We start from the raw sequence: 24,663 nt of genomic DNA, 5'->3' as shown, positions 1-24,663 counted from the left end.
CATTCTGGATTAAATACGGTATGACGAGAGGGCTTAATCAGAGCTTCCTTAAATGTTTTAATGAATGTAAGTAATTGATTTTATGGCCGAACATATTGACTATTTTCAACACGAACTCAGCGCTTTACGTGGCGCGGTGGAGTCGTTTAGTCATGCCTATCCGGCGGCTGCATCAGAATTACGCCTGAGCGCTGGGCATTCGGCCGACCCTCATGTAGAACAGCTATTACAATCTTTTGTTTGGCTAACCAGTCAGCTACGTTGCGATTTAGAGCAGCAACGTCAAGAAATTCCTAACCATCTATTATTGAATTTATACCCGCATTTATTGCGCTCAATTCCTAGTATGGCGGTCATGCAGGGGAATGTATTAGCCGATGGTGCGAATTATGTTAATGGCTATACCTTAGAAAAAGGGCGTATGTTTTCTACATGGAGTACCCAGCGACGAGGTATTGATGGTAAAGAAAAGCGTGCTGTTGAATGCCGTATGCAGTGTAGCTATGACACGCCCATGTGGCCATTATCCATTGACGATATTGCTTTAAAACCTAAAAATGTTTTTGACTTTTTAGAAGGACGCAACGAAGTGAATGGTGTGATTTCCATTGCACTATCAAACTTTGGCACTGACCCTATTTATGAATATCCATTGTCGTCGTTACGTTTCTTTATTGCGGATCCTCAGTTACGCCCTACATTGCATCATCTTTTATCGAATAATTTATGTGGTGTTGCGCTACGTCATGGCGACAACATTATTGAATTACCGGATGCGGCCATTCAATGGCTAGGTTTGCGCGATCAAGATAATGTGTTACCACAGCCGCTAGGTACGCATAATGCCTATCGTTTGCTATTAGAATATTTTTATTTCCCTGAAAAATTCTATTTTTTTGATGTTGATGGACTCGATGTCTCAGGTATTACCGAATCATTTGAATTATTACTCATACTGAATAAAGCCGATAAATTACAGGGGCTCAATAAAAATAGTCTGCACACCAATAGCTTTCCTGCAATCAATTTATTCCAAACTACCTTTAAGCCTATTCAGTTAGATCATAGCCGTTATGAATACCGTGTGATTGCTGACGAATCTCAATATGGACAGAGCGAAGTACATGATATTACGCAGGTGCGTCTACTTTCCTCGGATGGACGAGTGCGACATGCCGAACCTTGGTTGGGTGGTGCGGCTAATGATAGCTTTGTGGGTGTGGGTACTAGCAATGCTAATGATCATACACTGAACTCGCATGTCGAATCGGTGGCGAGTAGCTCATTATCTTATTTAAGTCGCTTAGTTAAACCTGTTAGTTCGGGTGTTGCAGGTTGCGATACGATGATCTCGCTCTTTGATGCCAGCTTATCGCCCGCTAACCCTGTTGACCAAACATTGAGTACTAAAGGGCTTTGTAATAATCGAGAGCTGCCTGAGTCATTACGTATTGGTAATACATTAAAGCTATTGGGTGCTGGGGCAATGGTTGATGCCAGCCTTGTATCAAGGCCTACTCTATTTAAGGGGGCACAGTTAAATAACGAGTCAACCGTTAAGTTGTTATCTCAACTCCAATTGAACCAATTATCGCTGGTCGGTTCAGCCTCTGGGTCAAGTCGAGGAAACAGCGCCGACTGGCTAGCCGATGATACCGACATACAAAAAATGTCACTAAAACGGTTTAAGCAACTATTACATCTTTATTGTGATCCGATGGCAGCTTCTCATCGTCGCCAAATTGACGGTATTAAACATATTCATACCCAAGCGTCGGTTCGACGAATGGGAGCTGACGCATGGCGTGGTCATTATCGCGGCACAGTGATTACGTTAACGATCGAAGAGTCATTTTTTGATGGTGCTAATCCGTTGTTACTAGGCGATATTATTAGCCAGTTTTTAGGTTTATACACAACACTTAACCATTTTGTGCAATTACAATTTGTGAGTTATCAGCGTGAAGGAGTGTGGAAGCAATGGCCTCCGCGTATTGGCGAACAAATCATACTGTAGCGAGCCTACTTAACGAGCGAGAAGCCGGTTGGGAATTTTTACAACTGGTGAAAACGTTATTGTTAATGGCGAATACAACGGCGTTGGATAATGACGATGCACTACTGAATGCACTCAGCCAAGAAATACAGTTCACAGGGTCTTTAGCATCTGATTTTCCCCCAGGTGAAATACGCGGGGTAGAAAAAAAAGATGGAGAGCTGCGCACTAAAATTACTTTGGTTAATGGCGTGTTATCAACCACCGATGGTCCACTGCCAGAGCCTTTTGTTTCTTGGATTAAAGATTTAGCGGCACGTGGCGATTATGCCATGGCTGATTTTTTAGATATTTTTAACAACCGCTTGATGGCTTTGCGTTACCTAGTGTGTCGCACAACGCGGCCGAATTTAATGGATGTTACGTCTGATAATAGCCATAGTGGTGAACTATTTCAGGCCTTAAGTGGCACGGTATTTAACCGTTCACTTAACCAGCAGTCGGCTAAACAAACCGATATTCGCTTATCTGGTTTATTGGCGAATAGCCGTATGTCGTTGCCGGTAGTTAAACAGTTATTACATTTTGAAATGGGGTTACCTCTGCAAGCGTTAAATGCTTGTCAAGGCGGATGGTTGCGGGTTGATCAACAAGATCATAGTCAATTAGGTGCTGCGACGAGCCGTTTGGGCACAACAGCGACATTAGGCTCAAAAGTATGGGATCAGCAACAAGCTATCGAGCTCGTAATGGGTCCACTACCTTGGGAAAAAGTACGTCGGCTTATCCCGGGTGGTGCCGATCATCAACAGTTTTTCGCTTTATTAAGCCGCATTACAGACTGCCGTTGTGATTGCCATGTTGTGTTGTTGTTACCCACGGAGCAAGTGCCGCAATTGTCTTTGGTGTCTCGCTCAGAAGACTTGGCAAAGAAAAAAAATAATGACGTCGTGCTAGGTTTAACCACACGTTTGTCGTCAGTAAACACACCCTCTGTACGTGGCGAAAAAAATATAAGAGCGGTATCTACTAATGAAAGAAGTGAATCAACAATGATGAAAGTTCGTTTTACTGCTGAAACTTCAAATCCGAGCTCAGTGGTCGGTAATGATGTGAGTTTTACCGCAGGAGGAATAGTGTAATGCAGTGTATTACTTTTGCTTTTTATCGATCATTAGGCGGTAGCCTATTGTGTGTTCTTCTACTGATTAGTGGATGCTCAAGTGCTAAAAGTGCGTTAAAGCTCGTGGGTTTGGGCAGTGATAATGCCTTAAAAAAAATCACTATCGAAGCCGCAGCGAATAGTAATCTTGATACCCCAGTTGCTCTCGATATTATTTTTATCTATGACGAAAAAATCACGCCATTGTTAAGTGAATTAAATGGCCCGCAATGGTTTCAGCAAAAGCTTTCTTTTAGCCAGCGCTTTGCTAACGCTATCGATATTGTTGACATAGAAATGGTGCCTTTATCACGTATTGAGTCGGTATCGCTGCCTAAAAAACATAAGCAGGCAAAAAATATTGTGCTGTTCGCTAATTATAGAACCAGCGATGGTCAATATATGGCAGAGCTTAGCCACTTTAAACAATTAACGATTCGTTTGTTGAATACACAGTACACGCTGCAACCCGAAGGAGGTCAATAATGTCTTCATCTAATGTTGTCGCCATGAATACCATTCGCTCTTCAGCGAGCGCTAGCGATATTCGAGGTAAACGTTTACCGAGTCCTTTATGTTGGCACGAAGGTATGTTGCTATCGCCCCATCACTTCCAACAAAATCACCAGTACTGGGAAGGGCAGTTGAGTCGAGTAGCATCAACGCTATCGCCTTATTATTGGGGAGTGGGTCAGTTAACCGTCGACGATGCGGCCTTGCTAGAAGGCAATATTATTATTCAGCGTTTAATGGCTATTATGCCTGATGGTCTTGTAGTTGATTACGATGCTAGCATCGATGACCCATTAACGATTACCCTAGAAGAGATCGATAATAAAGCGGTTACTATCCAATTAGCGGTACCTATTCATGTGCCGGGTAGTGCGAGTGAGCGCTCTGAAATCCAACGCTATACCAGTCGCGATGACCAACCCCGTATTGATGAAAACACGGGCGATAATGAAATGGTGTTACCGCGTTTAGTGCCTAAATTATCACTACAGGTCACCGATAGCGTGAGTAGCCGATATATCGGTTTGCCTCTGTTTCGTGTGGTTAAGCCTGAAGAAGGAAGTATTCAATTAGACCCACAATATAGCCCGCCATTGTTATCGATTGGGGCGGATAATTTTAGAACAGGTCATGAAGAAAGTGTGTCGATCAAGCCGATACAACAACTCGCAAAAGAGTTGGCATTAACTATTCGCCATAAAGCGATGCAGTTAGCGGGCGTTGCTGAAGATGGAGAGCAGTTGGGTCATAATATTAATCAACGACACCATCGCTGGATTCGTGCGATGGTGCAAGAACTCCCGGCTTTTGAATTGCTTGCCGACGCGACAAGCAGTACGCCAAGCCAAATATACCAAAGCATTGTGCGTATGGCTGGGCCGATTAGTGAGCTCGCGCCTAATAATATCCCGCCGCGTTTCCCGGCCTATCAGCACGACAACTATTTACCTGCCCTGATAAAAGCCATGGCTTATATTAAAGAGCAGGTCAATCGCGTTAATTTACGTTATACCACACTGAGTTTTGAACAAAAAAGAGAAGGTGTATTTAGCTTGTTGTTTGAAAAATCTTGGGAAGGTAAAGACCTGATTATCGAGGTATGTCCAAATAGTAATGGCAGTCGAGAAGGGGTTAAGCAATGGGTGGCCTCCAGTCGTATCGCGAGTGCTCATTTGCATAAAAACTTATCAGAGCGTCGCTTATTAGGCGCAAAATCGGAATATATCGAGCGAGATGACACGTCCGATATTGTTCCTGCACCGAGCAATGCGTTATTTAAAATAAAAGCCGAAAAACAATTAATTTCTTCAGATGCAAAATTAGTGATTATGGCTACCAGCCGTAAAGTACAAGATCAGTGTCCGAAAACAATACTCGTGCATATCGCCCATGAATAGTAATGCGTTGAGCAACGACCAAAGAGTGAGTCAATAAGGTAATGAGTGAGACAAATCATATCGCTGAATTAGCTGATCCTTTACAGGTGCTTAATGATTTTTATCGCCAAATTGTGCTGATTAAAAAGTCACTAGAAGTTCATCGTTTAGATCAAGAAGTAGCTCAGTTTTTACAAGTTGACCGACAGCCCACCGACCAAGAAATGGCCGAGGTTGTTAGCGCACGGCTGCAACACTGGATAGATAAAAAACGTGCGGCCGCTAAAAAAGTTCTCACAGAAAAAGAATATAGCCGTATCGACGAAACATTGTATGTTGCTGCTGCATTAGCTGATGAACTATTTATTTTGGATATTCAGTGGGCAGGGAAAAAATATTGGCATTTAGTCTTATTAGAAGAAAAAGTATTTCATAGCTGTTATGCAGGCGAACAATTTTTTAACAATGTGCTCACTTTACTTAACGACCGAGTGATTGATGTTCAAGAACGTAATTTAATGGCAGTGTATTTTTTAACTTTACGTCTGGGTTTTGCGGGGCGCTATCGTGATCAACCGAAAAATTTAGACATTGTGCGTAAACGACTATTTAAACGTATTAATAATGGTGTCGACGATAAAGAGGCGTGGGTATGCCCGCAAGCCTATCAGCACTTATTTACGTCGATGCAAGAATATCGCTTAGCGCCATTAACCCGTTGGAAAAAAATGGTGGTTAATGGTGTGTTGCTCTATTTATTAGTCAGTTGGGGCGTATGGGCTAGTTTAACCGGTGTGTGGGATATATCGCTTTAAGAGACTTGGTACGTCATTCCGGTGAAAACCGGAACCTAGTCGGTGCTGTGTTGGAGGGATGCCGGATCAAGTCCGGTATGACGAAGGTGTTTGCTTGGTACGTCATTCCGGTGAAAACCGGAATCTAGTCGGTGCTGTGTTGGAGGGATACCGGATCAAGTCCGGTATGACGAAGGTGTTTGCTTAATACGTCATTCCGGTGAAAACCGGAATCTAGTCGGTGCTGTGTTGGAGGGATACCGGATCAAGTCCGGTATGACGAAGGTGTTTGCTTGGTACGTCATTCCGGTGAAAACCGGAATCTAGTCGGTGCTGTGTTGGAGGGGTACCGGATCAAGTCCCATAACTGTCCGGAATAAAAGTTAAGCGTATTGCTGAAGAGGTTGCAGCCTCTAGGTTTAAAGGGTAAAACCCACTGACACGACTCATAACCTAGAGGCTGCAATATGTATAGAAATACACGATTTACTGAATTAATGAAAGCACTTCCTCGCCAAGCAGTAGAAAAAGTGGTTTCAAAGCATAAAGCAGATAAGCACAACAAAGGATTTCGTTGCTGGAATCAACTGCTCGCAATGATCTATGCGCAGGTATCAGGATGCCAAAGCTTACGAGAATTAGAGGCGGGTTTTAATAGTCAGGAGACGCATCATTACCATTTAGGTTGTCGTAAAATTAAGCGTTCGACATTATCAGATGCGAATAAATATCGTTCGAATAACGTGTTTGCTGATATCTGTGCATTGCTCTTAAAGCGCGGACACAAAAAAGTGAAAGGTGAACTCAGTGACCTATTGTATTTACTAGATTCCACACCGATACCGTTAGTGGGTTTAGGTTACGATGAGTGGGCTGAAGCAGAAAAAGATAATCGTATTCAGGGATTAAAAGCGCATTTAACGATAGCGTCTCCGAGTAATACTCCGGTCAACCTTGAAATAACAGAACCTAAGATAGGTGATCTTGAAGTAGGTAGAAAAACGGAAGCGGAAATAGGCGCGACGTATGTGTTTGATAGGGGTTATACCGACTATAACTGGTGGTATCGTTTACATGAATCAGGTAGCGTATTCGTCTCTCGTTTTAAACGTAATGCGTCTTTAGTGGTTGAATCGTATCGTCCAATCGAAGCCAAAGATGAGGCGATAATTTTAGAAGATGCGATAGTGTGTTTTAAAAACAAACGTCCGGGAGGCGCTAGGGTTAATCATTATCACGGTACGCCACTACGAAAGATTACAGTGAGTCGGCCGGATAAAGATACGCCGTTAATTATCGCGACCAATGACATGACGCGGTCAGCGAAAGAGATTGCTCAGTTGTATAAACAGCGTTGGGGAATTGAATTGTTTTTTAAATGGATCAAGCAACACTTAAAAATAAAAGTGTTCTTGGGTCGTAGTAAAAATGCGGTAAAAATACAAATTTATAGCGCCATTATTACGTACTTGTTGGTGCAATTGTATCAGCGCAATTTTCGACAAGATGTGAGCTTGAAGATGTGCCTAATGAGCTTGCGAGCGACTCTGTTTCAGAGAGTTGAAACAGAGTGGCAAATAGAGAAAAAGAGGCGTAAGAAAGTCTTGTATTACCAATCCATGCAAGGAGCTCTTGCTCTATGAATATTTATTCCGGACAGTTATGGGATCAAGTCCGGTATGACGAAGGTGTTTGCTTAATACGTTATTTCGGTGAAAACCGGAATCGAGTAAATACTCGGGTTAAATAGATACAGGATCAAGTCCAGTATGACAAAGGCCTTTGATTAAGGTCATCAATGTGTTGTGTTATCAATAGTATTTTTTAGGATCATCAAATTAAATGAAACAAGAGTTAGCTGAACCAGCGCTAAATAATAATAGCAATATCAATAGTGCATTTAATGCGGTATTGAATGATGGCTATAGTTTGTTTGACGATCTTGTTACACGGTTCGAGCCCCTTATTGTGCAATTACAGCCGATATGGAGTGATCCATTATGGCAGTTTTTAGGCGCGATATTAGCTATCGTTATTTGCCTTATTATCCTTTTTTGGGTGTTGCGATGGGTGGGTGGTGGTTTGGCTGCCTTTGCTGAAGGCATTAAAAATATTCTGTTTTCAGGTATTGCTGCCCTGTGGAAAATAATTTTTTCCTCGCCGAATAAAGAAAAAGATAAGAGTCCTGCACAAAACCGTTTTTGGTTAAGCCCTTTTCGCATTAAGCAAGCATTCGATACGGCTCGTTACTTGACCACGCGTCGGGATTGGCGTTATCAGTCGTATTGGTATTTGTTAACAGGGCAGGAACCTGCGTTAAGTAGAAGTGCATGGATTAATGATGTTCAACAAGGCCGTCGAAGCCATTTATTGGCGCGTGAAAAAAAGTTGGTTTCCGATGGTAGCGGCTGGCATTTTTTTGATCATGGCGTTGTGATTGATATAGAAGATGATAGTGATTTTACGCAAGGTGTTGAACTGCTTAATAGCTATCGTCCAGAACGGCCTCTAGACGGTATTATTCTAACGTTATCTGCCAAGCAATTACTTGCAGCTCAAGAGAGTACGGCAACGTTACATGAGTTTGGGCAAAACCTTTACCAAAAAATGTGGACGACACAAAAAATTACCGGTTTTATCTTACCGGTTTATTTAGTAGTGACTGATTGTGAGGCGATTGAAGGTTTTTCAACATTTTGGAATGCGTGGAGCAATACCCCTGCTGATGATATGTTTGGCTGGTCTAACCCATCCCGTGTTGATGCCGCTTTTTCTCTATCGTGGATTGATGATGCCTTTAATCACGTTATTGAGGCGATCCGTAAAGCGCAGCTCGCAATAGCGGCGACCGGTGAGGCTATTGATAATATTGATCGTTTTATGTTGTTTGATCGAGAATTTCAAACACTACAAGCGCCACTGACTGAAGTGATCGAACATAGTTTTGCTAGTAGCAGTTTTCAAGAGGCGCTACCGTTACGCGGTATCTGGTTTAGCGGCAATATTGGTGGGCAGGTATCGTTAAGCGAAGACCTTTTTTCTGAAAAAATTTGGCCAGAAAAACATTTAGCACATCCGGTAGAACAGCGATTTTTTTCTTCAAATAAAACGTTGCGTAAAGCACAATATGTCTCGGTCATTATTGGTGCGCTACTGGCAATCGGCTTAATTATAGATGCTTATCGCCTCTATAATTACACCTATACTGCACAAAAATCGTGGGATGCTATTTTTAATAACTCACAATTTCCGAGTGCTAGTGCGCTAGAAAGTAATACCAGTGCGGCGACTCAAGCTAATAGTGCTGTATCAACTGGCTCTGTTTCAAACACGTATTCGCGTTATTGCCATAGCCAAGGGATAGAGACTTGGCGTTTACTCAATAATTTAACTTTGCTTGACGATCAGCCGACCACATTAACGATTCCTTTTTCATGGGGAGGTGGGCAAATTCATGCTATGCGCCAAGCCGCTGCAGAGAGTGTATTTCCTTCCATATTATTTCCCGCTTATGAATGTCGTTTGCACGTGCGTGCGCAAGAACTCACACAATTGAGTACAGAAACATTACCGCGTAGTGCAGACCTAAAAGCACTCAGCGAATACCTAACAGATTACACCGAAGCATTATCGGCCTATCAAACAGCACAAACACAATTTATTCGTTTGGCAGGACCGTTGCCGGATACAACACATGTTGTGCGTGATTTGCGCCAACTGACAGACTATTTATATGACGGTACGATTCCCGCCTCTATTGATTTTGGTACAGCAATTATTGTTGGCGGGGTAATGGATGCACACTACGATATAGAATGGAAAGCCAACGATCTGGTTGATGCAACCGATCAAGCCAATTACCTTGTTACATTGAGTACGCGTGTTAGCGATAAAATAAACGAGGCGGCATTGTCGCCACCGCTTGATGATATTCGGCGTGCATTTTTAGCACATAACATTGATGACGACGCATCGAATACACCTCGATTCTCGCTTAATGCATCTGAAGATATGCTCGCATCAATCAACACCTTTCAAGAGTGGTTACGCTATATTTCTCAGGCGTGGCTAAGCTCTAATGCTTACAACAGCCCGTGTGGTCATTTTCATCAACGCATGAGTCAGCTAGCAGATGAGCTTAGTGCAGCAGGTTATCCTAAGCTTGCTGTGAATACGGCAGCGGCTGAATTTAGTGAGACTCATTGTGATGCAACCATTCGTCGTCATCTTGTTAACTTAAACGTATCGCCGTTTGGTCAACTATTTGCCGACGATGGCAATGGCAATATCACTTATTCGTCGCAACTTAATCGTTGGGTCGATGAGTTTACGGCATTAGAATCACTGAGTTTGCTCTCTTATGATGACTTGTTAAACGCCAAGGATGAAGAAGTCGGTCAGGTGATTGCGTGGAATACGGCCCCTCTGGGTGAAGCGATTGATGCGGTATTAGAATTTCAACGTTTTAGCCAGCAGTGGTGGACAAGTACCACATCATCACGCAGTGAACCTTTTTATGCGCCAGCACTACGCGATCGTTTACGTGCAATTGTTAAGCAGCTCGTTAATAAAGCACAGGTGCGCGAATATACTCAGTCACCCCTGCCCATTACGCGTACCCAAGATCGCGAGGCAACAATGAGTGCGAGTATTGTTAGCTTTGAAAGAGCCGAGAGTATGATTCGTCAGCTCACCACCTTGTTACATCAAACCGGTGATGCCACTAACGCTACCGAACTGGTGAATCAAACCAATGATTTTGTATACCAGCAATTAGATCAATTAACCGAAGTGACGGGGAGCAATCGCTTATATGTTCCCCTACAGCGTATCGACTGGAAAAGCGATAACTTAGCCCAAGCATTATTTGACTACAGCAACCCAGTTGCACTGGCTAATTATTTGGATAACCAGCGCCAGCGTTTGAGTTTTTTAGCACAAAATTATGCTAAACCATTAGTGAGTTATTTGATTGATAGTACCACCATTGCAGAAACTAAAAATAATGCACGCTTGTGGTACAACACATTAATCGAACTGACACAGTATGATCGCCAGCAACCCGCCAATACGATTAATCAGTTGCAACAATATGTCGCTGAAGATTTAGGTCAGCAAACATGGGCTGGATGTGAAGCCTTATTAGAGCAACCTCAATTAATTAGCCAAGGTGGGTTGTTCTCTCAACGCCATTACGATATTGATAGTAAGGTACGTTATGTCTGTAAAAACTACGGTAAAAATCGTGTTGTACGTCAGTATTTTGCGCTAGCCGAACGGTTTAACCAAGACCTTAAAGGTCGGTTTCCATTCGCTGACATTAATGATAAGCCACGGCGTGATCTCGCGTTACCTGTACTGCATCGTTTTCTTGACGATTATCAAACCACGTGGGGTCAACCTGCAGAAGGTCAGCCGTTACGCACAGCTCTAAAGCGTTATCTACAAAAGAATCCGAATAGTGGCTTGGATCATTGGTTGCGTTTCGTCAAACAGGTCGATCAGTTTGCAAACTTTTATCAGCAGATACGGGATAAAGACACCGCTTTGGTCAACTTACGCGTAGCCTTTGATGGACTAGTTGCCTCTTCCAAAGGGCAAGACCAGATTATCGAATGGCAATTGCTTAGCGGCGACGAGCGTATTATTTTCCCCAATGGAGACAATCGTATTCGTTGGCAGGCAGGAGATGATTTATCACTGTCTTTACGCTGGGCGAACGGATCCGTCTTCACACCATTAGCGAGTGCAGACTCTAAATTTTCGGTATCTGCGGATCAACGTATGGCACATTTTCGTTCGACGAGTCAGTGGGCATTATTTGAATGGGCACAGCAATTTAGTCACCCATCAACCAAAAACCAGACATGGTTGGAGTTTTTAGTACCAGTAACTACAGCTAATCAGCAACCATTAAATAGTGCAAAAAAAGTCGCTTATACCAGCCGTATTCATCTTGGTTTACAACTGGTAATAATGACAGAAAGCGGCAGTGAAAAATATATCGCTGTACCTGTGCAATTTCCGAAATCCGCACCGGGTTTACCGGGAGGAGACCAATAATATGATGCGCCTCCCAGAATTAATTCATGACCAGCCTATGGTATTTAATGAGCAAGTGAATACCTATCTTGAGCAACGCTTTGGCCGTAGTTTAGAGCAACTGCTTACTCCTATTGGTGATTCGCACGTGGGCGATTCGGTTCGTCACAATGGGGTTTATGCCAAAATTAAAGAAGCGCGTCGAGAAGATGATGCAAGCTTGCCGCAAGGCGTATGGACACACGAACTCAAAACTGCTGACTGGGAAAAAGTAGAATTTACCGCACTTGAAGCCTTGTGTTTTAAAAGCAAAGATTTGCAATTGGGTGTGTGGTTAATGGAGTCAAGTATTCATCGTTACGGCTTTGCGGGTATTGCGCCGGCTGCCGTATTATTGCGTGCTTTATGTGAAACCTTTTGGGATACCATGCATCCACAAATGCTAGATGGTGACATCGAGTTTAGAACGAACCCCATCAACTGGATGAATCAAAAACTGTCATTGTGTTTGCGCTTACTGCCAATCACTCATACTCCCCTTGATGGTAAAGAATATACATGGGATGACTGGGAAAATGCACAACGCTACGAACAACTCCAGCGTCAACATCAGGGACAAATTAAGTGGGAAGGTGTTAATACTGAATTGTTTAGGCAGCGCTTAGCAGCTACTGATGAAATCTTTTTACAGCAATTATGTCTTGATATTTTTGATGCCAATCAAGCGATCGATGACTTAATCGCATGGTTTGATCAGCAATGTGAACACGATAGCCCCAGCCTTAATGAAATGACACGTTTAATGGGCGATATTGCTTCGGTTGCTGAAAACGAACTGCACCGAAGGGGATTACACGTTAATGCTATTGCTCATGAGTTAGCGGTAGTAGATGAACATAGTGAGCAACAAGCAGCAGCAAATAGCGATGCTCAGAATAGTGATGATTCAGGTGAAGGTAATTCTGGTGGGGCAGGCTCAGGCGATGACGCTCCACCTAATAATGGCGTGATTCGTAACCGTGCTGATGCTTTTGCACGCTTGCGAGAAGCGGCCACGTTTTTAATGAAAGATGATCCGCATAGCCCTGTACCTTATATGGTCAATACTGCCTGTCAGTGGGGAGAAAAATCCGCGCCTGACTTGTATCAAGAATTATTTTTACATAAAGCAGGGCAGCTCAATATTTTTGAAATAATGGGCTTATCCGATAAAGAAAAAAATGAATAACGGTAGGTTCTCATCTTAACAATAAGAGGAATAAATTATGGCTGATGATGTCAATCGCAGAGTACAAAAAATTGTTGCCGATGTACCTAGTATTCAAGCAAGAGTGGGCAGCAGTGAAGTAAGAAGTATTCCTAAACCATCTGGGCATGCGTCAACTAACCCGTCAACAGGACGCATTACGGTCAATAGTAATTGGGCCAGTGGTGTGACCGATAAGCGTCTACAGGCTACGATGTATCATGAGAGTATTCATGTACAGCAATTAGATCAAGGGATGAGTGGTAAAGAACATCGATCGGTTATGGAATTTCACGCACATAATCGTGAGCTCAGACATGCAATGAAGCATGATCTTTATTCACCACAAGATCTTCAAGGCAAGCTACAAAAAATTAATAAATATGGTGCTGCAGTCAAAAAAGCATTCCCTGCCTTTACCGATAATGTTGATCGACAATTAGATCGTATTGGCAAAGGTGAACAACCGGCTAAGCATTCAGTGAGTTATTGGACGAAAAAATTGGGTAAATAACAATAGATATTGCGTTCTAAATTTTAATTAGAGGTTGGTATTGCAACACCACAAGAGAGACAAAAAATGTGTAATCGTGTTTCTGCATCGGCACAAGCTGCCGCTGACTTGCTGAGCTAACGAGACATGAAAGTCTGTGCCGTGTGTAGCACTTATGACTCTCCTAATCGCTCGTAGGGTTAATGGTATGAATAACGATAATCAGCATTCAGCTAAAGATAATCACGTGATGGCGAATCAGTTTTGCAGCCACACCGTAGACCAATGGTTGAGCGACGCTAAAGAGCGATGTATTGATGGTTCTCAGCGTTTATCCTATTTATTAGAACTCCGTCGTTTGTTGCCTTCTATACTTGCAGATAGTAGTCATACCTCTAATTCAGCCAATGCCATTAGCATTCTGGCCAAGCTAGTGGAGCTCGCTGATTTACTATGCGATTGGCCGTTACGCCTTGTTGTGCATCAACAGTATATGCAGCAGCCCGACGCCAGCCAGTTATTTAATAATAGTGATCCCGCTACTTTATTAGCAGAAACTTATCAACATATGGGTCGATATGATTTGGCGAAACACGTTCTCAGGCTTGCCTTATTAGCTCACCCTGACGATCAACGACAGCAACAGGCATGGCGTTATGCCTGTGAGTCGAGCACGCCCTTGGTGTGTACTGAAAAAAATGATTTATGGATTACTCCTCTATTAGTTCAGCACCTGTACGATTTTGCTTGGCAATATAATGAATCCATACAGGCATTGTGTAATCTTCCGGTGTTTACCGAAAATGACGATTGGCATTATTGGCTCGACGATATGCAAAACGATCCCCATCGAGAAGTATTCGCTATTTTTCATCAAGAATGGGGGTTTATCGGCAGTGTTAGTTTGCAATTATATGATGGTGTTGGTTTTTTCTACTATTGGCTAGGTGAAGACTTTCAGGGTATGGGTTTAGGCCCTCAAGCCGTGGAGTTATTAATGCAGTGGGGAGAGCAGCAAGGTATGACATGCTGCTATGCAAAAATATATGCAGACAATATTCCCTCGCATAAAGCCATTCAAAAAATAGGATTTCAGCCATTACCTTTTGCTGCCGCCGCTCCCGACGAGCACGAAGTGTTTTACTATCGCGGTGCGAATAAACCAGAACACCAATTGTTCCAAGGGCTTAAATATTTACTTTATGCCATGAACAGTGATATTCAGCCCGTACCGAATCAGCAAACCATAGCGGCTTGATAGGTTGATTTCCCTTCCTTAGTTTATTGGTGATGGGGCGTTGTCTTCTCTTGCTTAGGGTGATAAGCACGTAAACCGAATTTCCATCATTATGATTTATGTATCAGCTAGGTTTTTATAAAAACTTAATCGTCGTTTTTTTACTTTAATAGGCTTTTTTAAGAATTTTGTTTATTTTTTTAATAACTTCTACGCTATTTAAAATACCAATATGAGTTTCATCATAACCTATGACTTTAACCGCCTCTTCTTGGGCTTTGTTAGGAAGCTGGCTAGCTAATGTGACGGTTCCATCTGAATTAGCCTTTTTTATAATGCCACCGCCTTTACCTTTGTGGCTGAACAGTAGGTGAAATTGTATGTTCTTTGGTAAAGCTTGTTTATACAAAGAATTTAAGTACGGGCTTTCAGGCACCATATCAAACCATGATGGCACCGCTACTGGTGCATACTTTGCCCCTTGACTTGCGGCATTATGACCAAGCCAAGGTGTCGATATCGTAATAAAGGTATTGATACTATTACTTTTTTCATCACTTACCGATTGATGATTAATCAACCCCCTCGATATAAGCCCTCCCATACTATGGGCAACAACGGCTAGTTCAGTAAAGTTATACGTTGCTTTGAGCTCGTTAATAGATTGACTCAAGGACTTACTCAATAAGCTAAGTCGCATACCAGAAGGATATTGCACAACCCAAGGTTGAAATTTTTCACGATCTAAATTTTCAAGAACGTATAGCCAGTCATGCCCCGAGCCACTGATCCCATGCACCAATAATACCGGTATCTTTTTCTTGTTATATGGTTCAAGAAAATAAATGCCGCTATGGCCTTCAAGGTGAAATTTAACCGGTTCCCACATGCCAAGAGAGCCTAGCTCCGGTTTGAATACCGATGTATCGACTACTTTTCCGAGGTTTATTTTATCGATGTTAACGGGCTTGTGCACCATCTCTGGGGTGTACAACGAAGGGAGTATGATTTTAGCATCTGTAGGCTCGCGCAGTGTAATACTTATGTTGGTATAAGTTTTTTTCGAATCAGTATCTATTAGCGTTGGGGAACCATACCAGCCCACACGTTCATTGTCTTGCAGGGTGAAATCGTGATTACTATCTTCAAAGGCTAACAAGTAGTACTTGCCTTTTGGAACTGAGAAAAAGAAATCATTAGAATCATAAACAACGGTATAGGACTGTAATGGATTTTCTCCACCCTCTGAGCGGCTTAACGTCACCACTATGGGTAAATGACTGTTGTTTGCTAATTCTATTTTTCCAGTAATAGACGTGGCTGCTTCCAGTTTCTCGACATCCTCACTAAGACCTATAAACATACAGCCAGAAAAAAATATGCTCATAAAAACAATAAATCCACTCTTCATATTTTTTCCTATAATTATTTGTAGGTGATGTGTAATGAAAATTTTTGTGTGATGATATTGAAAGTGATGCCTGTAATGCGATGCTAGTTTACCTATACTTCGAAGATTAAGTAAAAGAGAATTTTAATATAACATATTCTAGACATGCTTAGGACTGATACCACCATTAACGAAGTTCGATTCAGTCAATATCCAATAGCGCTTTAAAATACGTATGAAGTTTGCCTCCATAGTAGATATCAATATGTACTTGAACCGCTTCGGGGCTTGATAGTGTGTTTTCTGCTTTTACTCTATGTTGGTAAGACTGTGTTCCTTGTCGCCATGTGATAATTGCCGCGTGATCTTCGGCGTCTATTGTTTGGAATCCCATCGAGCACTCAGCGTTAGCTAATATTTTACTACATGAAAAAAATGTATGACTTGCCAAGTCTCTCAAGGTCACATCTTCTATCAATGTGGATGTTTTGTTGGTGATAATTAAATCATTAATAGTGAGAATGCTGGCTTTATTTTTAGGTGGGGGAGTGGTACATCCCCCGTTAATAACAATAAAACCGAGTAGGAAAATAAACAGGACGTGTTTCTTACTGGTTTTTACGTTTGTATTTAAGTGCATAAAATTGCTCTTTACATTGGTTGAACGCTGATGATGAATCAAATGTTTATTTAAGATTGATCACTATTATTCATGCGCTGTATGCCTTTACCACTCAAGTAAAAAACGAATCACAAATGAGTTCGCGACATCGACAAAAAAAGCGGCGACTAAGGGTAATATTAAAAAAGCGGCGGGAGCAGGGCCGTGGGATTTTGTTACTGCGGTCATATTCGCGATTGCTGTGGGGGTTGCCCCCAGTGCAAAGCCGCCAAAGCCTGCACTTAATACGGCGGCTTGATAGTTTTTGCCCATTAAAGGGAATAGCACAAAAATAATAAATACCGCTGCGGTGATCGTTTGTAATAACAAAATAACGAGCAATGGGCCAGCAAGGCCAGCTATTGTCCAGAGTTGCATACTCATTAACGACATGGCTAAAAATAAACCCAATGAAAAGTCAGACACTAATGCCAGCGCTTGTGTGCGTGCAGGCCAGTGCACTTTAGGCAGTAAATAAGGAATACTATTGGATAACACAATACCCGTTAATAAGCAGGTCACAAATAAAGGCAGTTTGAAGCCGAGTGCGGTAATTTGCTCATTGAGTATGTAGCCAATAATGATGGCAATGTGTAGTACCAGAATAACTGCCATTAGGTGCATATGGTTAATAGAGCCACTATTGCTGTCGGCTTCTTTATAAGCAATGCCCACCATAGGCTCTTCGCCCGATTGCCCACTCAGTTTATGGCGAGATAATAAATACTGCGCAATGGGGCCGCCAATTAAGCTAGCGATAATGAGGCCTAGGGTCGCGCAGGCAATACCAATTTCTAATGCGTTGTCTATGCCAAGCGCCATTATATCGGGTGCCCATGCGATAGTCGTTCCGTGGCCGCCAATTAATGAGGCCGAGCCTGCCAGTACGCCCACAGCAGGAGGGCTTCCAACTAATGTTGCACCTGCAATTCCAACGATATTTTGAATGACAATATACGATAGTGTGAGTATCAGCATGATAAACAGCGGTTTACCACCACTAATCAAATCGGAAAAGCGCGCGTTTAAGCCAATCGCAGTGAAGAAATAGATGAGTAAGGTATCGCGTGTTTCTAGCTGAAAAGTGATTTCTGTATCGGTGACGAGAAAAATCAAAAAGGTGAACAGAGTGGCCAGTAAACCGCCGGTAACCGGGTCGGGAATATTATATTTTCGTAAGAAAGCGACACGTTTATTAATGTTGACGCCAATGAAAAACACCAAAATACCTAGCGTGTAAGTTAAGAAGTCATCAACAACATAATTATTCATACAAAATTACTTTCCTTTACTGCGAGGGTTGAAGGTTTGTGTAATATGGTTTTTTGAAGGTGAGAGTTATTTAAGGTGCAGGCCTCGTGTTTTTTCGACAAACTGGACTAAAAACGCCGTATTCAGCCCAAAAATGATTAGTCCATTAACTGCTGCTAGGCTAGAAAGTAGACGCCAATCGACGTTTAAGGTGATGTCACCATAGCCTAAGGTTGTTAATGTCACGGTAGCAAAATACAGCGCTTCTTCAAACGACGGAAGGGCACCAACCATAAGTAATAGGCTTGCCCAGATCCACGTGCTGAGTGTAATGCCGAGTAATGTCCATAATACGACTACCACCATGATCATGGAGGTTTTTAAAAAAGATGCAGGAGTAACCAGCCATTGCCCAATGCGAACAAGGCGGCTTATAGCGATATTGAAAAATGCCACTTGAATAATAACCGTGACAACAATAATCAACGAGCCCAGTAATAATTGATTAATCATGGTAGCCATCTTAGCGTGTAAAAAGCGTAATATACCTTATAGAAGAAGTGTTTTGTTTGGTTTTCCTGATCTATTTGTTTTATTATTCGTGCACAAGTTTATGTCTGTAGAATGACCAGTTCATAATTATAATGTAGTCGCCATTTAACCCAATAGTAACAAAGGTAGTCTCTTATGCCCACTCGTGTATTCACCCTACGAAAGACTTTATTGGCTAGTGCATTAGCTACGTTATTAATTGGTTGTGGTAATGATACTCAAACCGAGTCTGCCGAACCGCTTGTTCGCCCTATTAAGCTGATTACGGTTAATGAGGCGAGCGCGACGGTGTCTACTCGTTACCCTGCGGTGATTGATGCGGCGCAGTCATCCAATTTAACGTTTGAAATGTCAGGTTTGGTAGAAGATGTATTGGTAACAGAATCTCAGCCCGTTGAAAAAGGTGCTGTTATCGCCACTTTACGTCAACGAGACTTTAGCAATAATGTGACGTCTGCGCGGGCACAATTTAAAAATGCTGACGATGAATACCAAAGAGCAGTACGCTTGTCTAAGGAGAATGCCATCGCAAAAAATGTGCTGGATCAACGTAAAGCACAGCGTGATGTGGCGAGATCGAGTTTGGATAGTGCTAAAAAAGCCCTTGAAGACACGATATTACGCGCGCCATTTACGGGTGTTGTTGCCAAAGTGCCGGTTAAAAAATTAGAAAGCGTACAGCCCGGCACCACAATAGCGTCACTCATCGATTTACAAACCCTTAAAGCCTCTATTGATATTCCTGCCAGTGTTATTGCTACGATTGAGCAGCGCAGTGATAAGAAAGCGTTTGTTATTTTAGATGCTGCTCCTAATACCTCTATAGAGGCCACGTTTAAAGAAGCCTCTTTAATAGCTGACGCAGTTTCGCAAACCTATAATGTTGTTTTTTCGTTTACCCCTCCTAGTGACTTAACTATTTTACCCGGCATGAATGCAACCGTTGTGACGCAATCGTCTACGGCAAATGAAGTGGTGCCGGTTGTTTTACCTTTAGCGGCTATTTTATCTGATGGTGATCAGCAATTTGTATGGGTGGTGGATCAGCAGTCAATGAGGGTATCAAAGCGTGCGGTGATATTAGAGCAAGGGATAGGGGCCAACTTGATTGTTAAAAAGGGCTTGGCTCCGGGTGAAATGATCGCCGGTGCCGGTGCATCTTATTTAGCCGAGGGGATGACGGTGAGAAGTTGGGAATAACCCCCACTGACAGATACTCACGCTTACCGCCCCTTTACTGAGAATAAATAATGATAAACATTGCTGAATTCACCATAAAAAATACCGTATTAAGCGTTATTGTAATTTTGCTTGCCATACTCGGTGGTTGGACTGCTTATGAATCGATGCCGCGATTTGAAGACCCTGAGTTTACTATTCGCAGTGCTTTGGTTATTACCCAATACCCGGGTGCAAGCCCGCAGCAAGTCGCTGAAGAAGTCACCTCGCCCTTAGAAAAAGCCATTAAGCAATTACAAGAAGTGGATGTGATTAAATCGAAATCTCGTGCGGGTGTATCTGAGATTACTGTTGATATTAAATATGAATTTTCACCGACTAAGGCGGATTTACAATTAATTTGGACAAAGCTACGCAATAAAATTAACGATGCAGGGTCATCATTACCACCCGGCACGCTAGCGCCAATTGTTAACGATGATTTTGGTGATGTGTACGGTCTATATTATTTCATTACGGGCGATGGATATACACCAGCGGAATTAAAAACCTATGCGAAATCTTTGCAAGATGAAATATTACAGGTAGATGGTGTCGCAAAAGTTGCTCTAAGCGGTACGTTGCAAGAAGCTATTTTTGTTGAAGTGTCACGAGAAAGTGCTACAGCTTTAGGTGTTTCGGTTAACAATGTTTATCAGGCGTTAGAGCAGCAAAACACGATTACCTCTGCAGGTAATGTGGTGGTAGGTGACCAGCGTATTACGATAGATCCGTCGGGTGGTATTGATTCTGTTGAAGCGATTAGAAATTTAGTAGTGACGACAACAACCCAAGGCTCGTCTTCTAAACTGATTTATTTAAAAGATATTGCGCATGTGTGGCGCGGTTACCAAAACCCGCCGCGTTTACTCCATCGTTATAACGGTGAAACGGCTATTGGCCTTGGTATTGCGGGTCAACTTGGCGGTAATATTGTGAAAACAAGTGAAGCGATTGATCAAAAAATTCAAGAAGCAGAGAGTCGTCGACCATTAGGCATGGAGCTGCACGAGTATTATCATCAGGGTAATATTGTTGATCTAGCCGTAAAAGATTTTGTGGTTAATGTGATGGCCGCATTAGCGATTGTGATAGTGACCTTGTTGATATTTATGGGGTTAAAGTCTGCCATTGTAATTGGCGCCATATTATTGCTGACTATTGCGGCGACCTTGGCCACCATGAGTATGATTGATATTCCTATGCACCGTATTTCACTGGGTGCATTAATTATTGCCTTAGGCATGATGGTTGATAACGCTATTGTCGTGACGGAAGGTATTTTAATTTGCGTACAGAAGGGACGTAAAAAGTTAGCCATAGCGAAAGAAATTGTTACTCAAACTAAGTGGCCATTATTAGGCGGTACATTAGTTGGCATTATTGCCTTTGCACCCATTGGCTTAGCGCCGGGTTCGACCGCTGAATATACGGGGCATTTGTTTTGGGTGATATTAATCTCCTTATTATATAGCTGGGTGTTTGCTATCACTCTAACGCCTTTGTTTTGCTTTTGGTTATTCAATGAGTTGAAAGCGACAGCCAATGAACCCGTAGCTGATAACGCCTTTTTTCGGGTCTATAAAGAGTGTGTCCATAAAGCCATTTCGATTCGTTGGATAACCGTTGGTGCGGTTGTCGGTATTTTTATGGCATCAGTTTGGGGTTTGCAGTTTGTGAAAGAGGGCTTTTTTCCTGCATCGACTACACCGCAAGTTGTTGTGGATTATTGGTTGCCCGAAGGCGCTAACATTGCCAAAACACAAAGCGATATTCAGCAAGTTGAATTATTTGTTAAAGACTTGGACGGTGTGACGGATATACAAACTAGTATTGGCGCAGGTGGTATTCGCTTTATGTTGGTGTATTCACCAGAGTCGGCCAACGAAGCTTATGGTCAGCTATTAATTAAAGTCGATGACTATAAAAAAATTGATGGGTTAATTCCTCAAATTCAAACTTACCTTGATGACAATTACGCTAATGCGCAATCTAAAGTGTGGCGCTTTCAACTAGGACCCGGTGGCGGTTCTAAAATTGAGGCCACATTTAAAGGGTCTGATCCTGTGGTATTGCGACAACTCGCTAACAAAGCGAAAACGATTATGATTGCGGACGGTGGTGCATTATCTATTAAAGATGATTGGCGCCAACCTGTGAGTATCATCGAGCCTATATATTCCGAAGTAAAAGGCAGTCGAGCGGGTATTTCACGAGCCGACTTATCGCAGGCACTACAAACGAATTTTTCAGGTCGTTCGGTGGGCGTTTATCGTGAAGGTGATGAACTTATTCCTATTATTTCTAGAGCGCCAGCTAATGAACGTGTCGGTATTGAGGATATTCGCAATATTCAAATTTTAAGTTCAGCGACGGGCCAGCTTGTGCCTATTCAACAAGTTGTTGACGGGTTTAACACCGTATGGCGCGATGGTGTGCTTAAACGAGAAGATAGAATATGGACGATTAAAGCGCAATCAGATCCATTCCCCGGTGAATTAGCATCAAGCTTACATAAACGCTTAAAGCCTGAGATAGAAGCTATCGCCTTACCGGATGGCTACACACTAGAATGGGATGGCGAATATGGTAACTCTAAAGATTCTAATGAAGATTTAGCATCGACACTGCCGTTAGGTTTGTTAGCAATGGTCTTAGTGGTATTTGTGTTATTTGGTAAGGTGCGACAACCGGTGATTATTTGGTTAGTCGTCCCTTTAGCCATTGTGGGTGTCGTCGCGGGTTTACTGTTAATGGAACTGCCTTTAGAGTTTATGGCGATACTAGGCGTACTCTCTTTATCTGGTTTGTTAATTAAAAATGCCATTGTGTTAGTGGACCAAATTGATTTTGAAATTAGCAGTGGTAAGCCACGTTATACCGCGATTATTGAGTCAGCCGCTAGCCGTTTACGACCCGTGATGATGGGGACGTTGACGACGGTATTAGGTGTATTGCCACTCTATATGGATGCATTTTTTCAATCGATGTCGGTCGTACTGATTTTTGGATTATTATTCGCAACCCTAGTAACGCTGATTATTATTCCAGTGCTATATAGTATTTTCTTTAATATTAAAGCCGACGAAAGGTAGAGACGTAAATTATGTTATTTTCATTGAACCGCTTTTCATTGAGTAAATCGACACTTTCAAACGTTATTATTATGTCAACCGTGACCACGCTGATATCTAGTTGTGGGTTTATGTCGGGGGAAAAAAGCGAATCAACGATAAAAAATAAGTTAGAAGAACAGACCGCTATTACTGCTGCTCAATGGGCCACTAAAGCAGATGCCAGCGACATTGAAGTTAATTGGCTTGAGTCGTTTAATGATTCACGACTAAGAGCACTAGTGAGTGAGGCACAAGCCAATAACCGTAACTTATTAGCCGCAGCGGCCAGTGTCGAAAGTGCACAAGCATTAGCTAAACAGGCGGGCGCTACTTTATTGCCTAATGTCGGCTTAAGTCTAGATGGTGGGCGCTCAGGCTCTAGAGATGGCGATATTGCGCCTATTGATAGTCGCGGTATTGGTTTGCAAGCTAGCTGGGAAGTGGATTTATGGGGGCGTATTCGCAGTGGCGAACAGGCTGCGGCCAATAGTGCTCAAGCAGCTCAAGCAGATTTCCGTTATACCCAGCATTCATTAGCGGCAACCACAGCGAAAGCCTATTTTTCTTTAGTAGAATCCAACAATCAAATTAAGGTTGCACGTGAGCGTTTAGCGATACTGGATGAAACATCCCGTATCGTGAATGTTCAATATGAAAATGGCATCGTGTCGGCTCAGGATGTATCGCTCACGCGCTCCGATAGTGCCAGTGCGCGTGAGCAACTAATCACCTTAGAAGGTGCGCAGCGAAATGCAGCGAGAGCCTTAGAGGTGTTATTGGGGCGTTATCCTAGCGCAGAGTTGACAGTTGCTTCTCTATTGCCTGCACCACCACCTGCGCCACCTGCAGGCATACCCTCGGCATTACTTGAACGTCGCCCAGATTTAGTCGCCGCCGAAAGAAGGGTGGCTGCGGCCTTTAATAAACGTGAAGCGACAAAAGCGGCACGCTTACCTTCACTTAGCTTAACCGGTAGCGTTGGTGGTTCGTCTAGTTCGCTTGCGGATGTATTAGATCCTGCCAATACGGTGTGGCGTTTAGGCACTAATTTATTAGTGTCTATTTTTGACGGCGGTTCTAAGCAGGCACAGATTGATGCTGCATCAGCAGAACAAAAACAAGCGCTATTGACTTATGGTCAGTCGGCACTAACAGCGTTTAGTGAAGTTGAAACCGCACTAGATCAAGGTATTGTATTAACACAGCGTCAGCGGGAACTCGCTACTGTAGAAAAAGAAGCGCAAGAAGCTTATCGTATTGCGAGTTTACGATACCAAGAAGGCGAAATTAATTTGTTAGATGTGCTGGCTATTCAGCAACGTTTAATTAGCGCAAAAACAAGCCTAACTACTTTGCAGCGCTTGCAGCTTGATCAAAGAACTGACTTATATATGGCGCTGGGTGGTCGTTGGTAGACAGTAACGCTCTTTTCTATCTCAATCATCACTTTTTACCCATGTTGGGCGGGTCAAAAATAACCCGTATGGCGCTTTTTTCTGTTCTCTTAGCCCTTGAATAAGGGTTAATCCCCTACGTTTATGACTATTGACTCCGTACTTGCTGCTTTCACATATTGGCACTAAAACTGCAATTGCTCTTATTCTTTATCAGCAAAT

Annotated in this window: 17 protein-coding genes; 13 read left to right on the top strand and 4 right to left on the bottom strand. The window is 42.6% G+C overall.

Going from position 1 to position 24,663, the window contains the following annotated elements:
• The first annotated feature begins 82 nt into the window (after positions 1 to 82).
• The 10 genes from tssF (at position 83) to ACZ5O6_RS07920 (ending at position 14,880) form a co-directional block, all read left to right on the top strand.
• Positions 83 to 2,017 (top strand): type VI secretion system baseplate subunit TssF, encoded by a 1,935-nt coding sequence (gene tssF, locus ACZ5O6_RS07965; RefSeq protein WP_447092801.1) that lies wholly within the window; start codon positions 83 to 85, stop codon positions 2,015 to 2,017.
• Positions 1,981 to 3,138 (top strand): type VI secretion system baseplate subunit TssG, encoded by a 1,158-nt coding sequence (gene tssG, locus ACZ5O6_RS07960; protein ID WP_447092802.1) that lies wholly within the window; start codon positions 1,981 to 1,983, stop codon positions 3,136 to 3,138. Before tssF ends, tssG begins: the two co-directional genes overlap by 37 nt.
• Complete coding sequence (locus ACZ5O6_RS07955) at positions 3,138 to 3,644, top strand: hypothetical protein (protein WP_447092803.1); 507 nt, start codon at positions 3,138 to 3,140, stop codon at positions 3,642 to 3,644. The genes tssG and ACZ5O6_RS07955 overlap by 1 nt, the downstream gene beginning before the upstream one ends.
• Entirely contained in the window at positions 3,644 to 5,068 is a 1,425-nt protein-coding gene (tssK, locus tag ACZ5O6_RS07950; protein WP_447092804.1) for a type VI secretion system baseplate subunit TssK, read from the top strand. The genes ACZ5O6_RS07955 and tssK overlap by 1 nt, the downstream gene beginning before the upstream one ends.
• 41 nt (positions 5,069 to 5,109) lie before the next feature.
• A complete protein-coding gene (locus ACZ5O6_RS07945; RefSeq protein WP_447092805.1) occupies positions 5,110 to 5,862 on the top strand; it encodes a DotU family type IV/VI secretion system protein in 753 nt (250 codons plus the stop codon).
• A 446-nt stretch (positions 5,863 to 6,308) separates the two neighbouring features.
• A complete protein-coding gene (locus ACZ5O6_RS07940; RefSeq protein ID WP_447093035.1) occupies positions 6,309 to 7,484 on the top strand; it encodes an IS4 family transposase in 1,176 nt (391 codons plus the stop codon).
• A 199-nt stretch (positions 7,485 to 7,683) separates the two neighbouring features.
• Positions 7,684 to 11,904 carry a type VI secretion system protein gene (locus ACZ5O6_RS07935; protein WP_447092891.1) on the top strand — a complete coding sequence of 1,407 codons (4,221 nt, stop codon included), beginning with the start codon at positions 7,684 to 7,686 and terminating at the stop codon, positions 11,902 to 11,904.
• A 1-nt stretch (position 11,905) separates the two neighbouring features.
• Positions 11,906 to 13,111, top strand: a complete 1,206-nt coding sequence (tssA, locus tag ACZ5O6_RS07930; RefSeq protein WP_447092890.1) for a type VI secretion system protein TssA — start codon at positions 11,906 to 11,908, stop codon at positions 13,109 to 13,111.
• Between the two features lie 37 nt (positions 13,112 to 13,148).
• Positions 13,149 to 13,643 carry a hypothetical protein gene (locus ACZ5O6_RS07925; protein WP_447092889.1) on the top strand — a complete coding sequence of 165 codons (495 nt, stop codon included), beginning with the start codon at positions 13,149 to 13,151 and terminating at the stop codon, positions 13,641 to 13,643.
• 187 nt (positions 13,644 to 13,830) lie between these two features.
• Positions 13,831 to 14,880: a GNAT family N-acetyltransferase gene (locus ACZ5O6_RS07920; protein ID WP_447092888.1), complete on the top strand. Its 1,050-nt coding sequence runs from the start codon at positions 13,831 to 13,833 to the stop codon at positions 14,878 to 14,880.
• 145 nt (positions 14,881 to 15,025) lie between these two features.
• Here the strand turns inward: ACZ5O6_RS07920 and ACZ5O6_RS07915 are convergent, their stop codons facing one another.
• The 4 genes from ACZ5O6_RS07915 to ACZ5O6_RS07900 form a co-directional block, all read right to left on the bottom strand.
• Entirely contained in the window at positions 15,026 to 16,270 is a 1,245-nt protein-coding gene (locus ACZ5O6_RS07915) for an alpha/beta fold hydrolase (protein ID WP_464283497.1), read from the bottom strand.
• A 181-nt stretch (positions 16,271 to 16,451) separates the two neighbouring features.
• Positions 16,452 to 16,889 carry a hypothetical protein gene (locus tag ACZ5O6_RS07910; protein ID WP_447092886.1) on the bottom strand — a complete coding sequence of 146 codons (438 nt, stop codon included), beginning with the start codon at positions 16,887 to 16,889 and terminating at the stop codon, positions 16,452 to 16,454.
• Between the two features lie 87 nt (positions 16,890 to 16,976).
• A complete protein-coding gene (gene gltS / locus ACZ5O6_RS07905; RefSeq protein WP_447092885.1) occupies positions 16,977 to 18,182 on the bottom strand; it encodes a sodium/glutamate symporter in 1,206 nt (401 codons plus the stop codon).
• A gap of 66 nt (positions 18,183 to 18,248) precedes the next feature.
• Positions 18,249 to 18,674 (bottom strand): ion channel, encoded by a 426-nt coding sequence (locus ACZ5O6_RS07900; protein WP_447092884.1) that lies wholly within the window; start codon positions 18,672 to 18,674, stop codon positions 18,249 to 18,251.
• Positions 18,675 to 18,848: 174 nt separating this feature from the next.
• Between ACZ5O6_RS07900 and ACZ5O6_RS07895 the strand changes: the two genes are divergently transcribed.
• Genes ACZ5O6_RS07895 through ACZ5O6_RS07885 form a run of 3 tightly spaced genes read left to right on the top strand, consistent with a single transcriptional unit; the run spans position 18,849 to position 24,462 of the window.
• Complete coding sequence (locus tag ACZ5O6_RS07895) at positions 18,849 to 19,913, top strand: efflux RND transporter periplasmic adaptor subunit (RefSeq protein ID WP_447092883.1); 1,065 nt, start codon at positions 18,849 to 18,851, stop codon at positions 19,911 to 19,913.
• A gap of 50 nt (positions 19,914 to 19,963) precedes the next feature.
• Positions 19,964 to 23,026, top strand: a complete 3,063-nt coding sequence (locus ACZ5O6_RS07890; protein ID WP_447092882.1) for an efflux RND transporter permease subunit — start codon at positions 19,964 to 19,966, stop codon at positions 23,024 to 23,026.
• A gap of 11 nt (positions 23,027 to 23,037) precedes the next feature.
• Positions 23,038 to 24,462: an efflux transporter outer membrane subunit gene (locus tag ACZ5O6_RS07885; protein ID WP_447092881.1), complete on the top strand. Its 1,425-nt coding sequence runs from the start codon at positions 23,038 to 23,040 to the stop codon at positions 24,460 to 24,462.
• Positions 24,463 to 24,663 lie beyond the last annotated feature (201 nt).

The sequence above is a fragment of the Eionea flava genome (genome assembly GCF_055393785.1).
Note: the sequence above shows the minus strand (reverse complement) of the source record. Positions and strands in the feature narration are given on the sequence as shown.

Bases quoted from the DNA above. Each gene is read 5' to 3' on its own strand.
- ACZ5O6_RS07895 (WP_447092883.1), top strand. From the start codon at position 18,849: ATGCCCACTCGTGTATTCACCCTACGAAAGACTTTATTGGCTAGTGCA.
- ACZ5O6_RS07910 (WP_447092886.1), bottom strand. From the start codon at position 16,889: ATGCACTTAAATACAAACGTAAAAACCAGTAAGAAACACGTCCTGTTT.
- gltS (WP_447092885.1), bottom strand. From the start codon at position 18,182: ATGAATAATTATGTTGTTGATGACTTCTTAACTTACACGCTAGGTATT.
- ACZ5O6_RS07940 (WP_447093035.1), top strand. From the start codon at position 6,309: ATGTATAGAAATACACGATTTACTGAATTAATGAAAGCACTTCCTCGC.
- ACZ5O6_RS07925 (WP_447092889.1), top strand. From the start codon at position 13,149: ATGGCTGATGATGTCAATCGCAGAGTACAAAAAATTGTTGCCGATGTA.
- ACZ5O6_RS07955 (WP_447092803.1), top strand. From the start codon at position 3,138: ATGCAGTGTATTACTTTTGCTTTTTATCGATCATTAGGCGGTAGCCTA.
- tssA (WP_447092890.1), top strand. From the start codon at position 11,906: ATGATGCGCCTCCCAGAATTAATTCATGACCAGCCTATGGTATTTAAT.
- tssK (WP_447092804.1), top strand. From the start codon at position 3,644: ATGTCTTCATCTAATGTTGTCGCCATGAATACCATTCGCTCTTCAGCG.
- ACZ5O6_RS07890 (WP_447092882.1), top strand. From the start codon at position 19,964: ATGATAAACATTGCTGAATTCACCATAAAAAATACCGTATTAAGCGTT.
- ACZ5O6_RS07920 (WP_447092888.1), top strand. From the start codon at position 13,831: ATGAATAACGATAATCAGCATTCAGCTAAAGATAATCACGTGATGGCG.
- ACZ5O6_RS07915 (WP_464283497.1), bottom strand. From the start codon at position 16,270: ATGAAGAGTGGATTTATTGTTTTTATGAGCATATTTTTTTCTGGCTGT.
- ACZ5O6_RS07935 (WP_447092891.1), top strand. From the start codon at position 7,684: ATGAAACAAGAGTTAGCTGAACCAGCGCTAAATAATAATAGCAATATC.
- ACZ5O6_RS07900 (WP_447092884.1), bottom strand. From the start codon at position 18,674: ATGATTAATCAATTATTACTGGGCTCGTTGATTATTGTTGTCACGGTT.
- ACZ5O6_RS07945 (WP_447092805.1), top strand. From the start codon at position 5,110: ATGAGTGAGACAAATCATATCGCTGAATTAGCTGATCCTTTACAGGTG.
- ACZ5O6_RS07885 (WP_447092881.1), top strand. From the start codon at position 23,038: ATGTTATTTTCATTGAACCGCTTTTCATTGAGTAAATCGACACTTTCA.
- tssF (WP_447092801.1), top strand. From the start codon at position 83: ATGGCCGAACATATTGACTATTTTCAACACGAACTCAGCGCTTTACGT.
- tssG (WP_447092802.1), top strand. From the start codon at position 1,981: ATGGCCTCCGCGTATTGGCGAACAAATCATACTGTAGCGAGCCTACTT.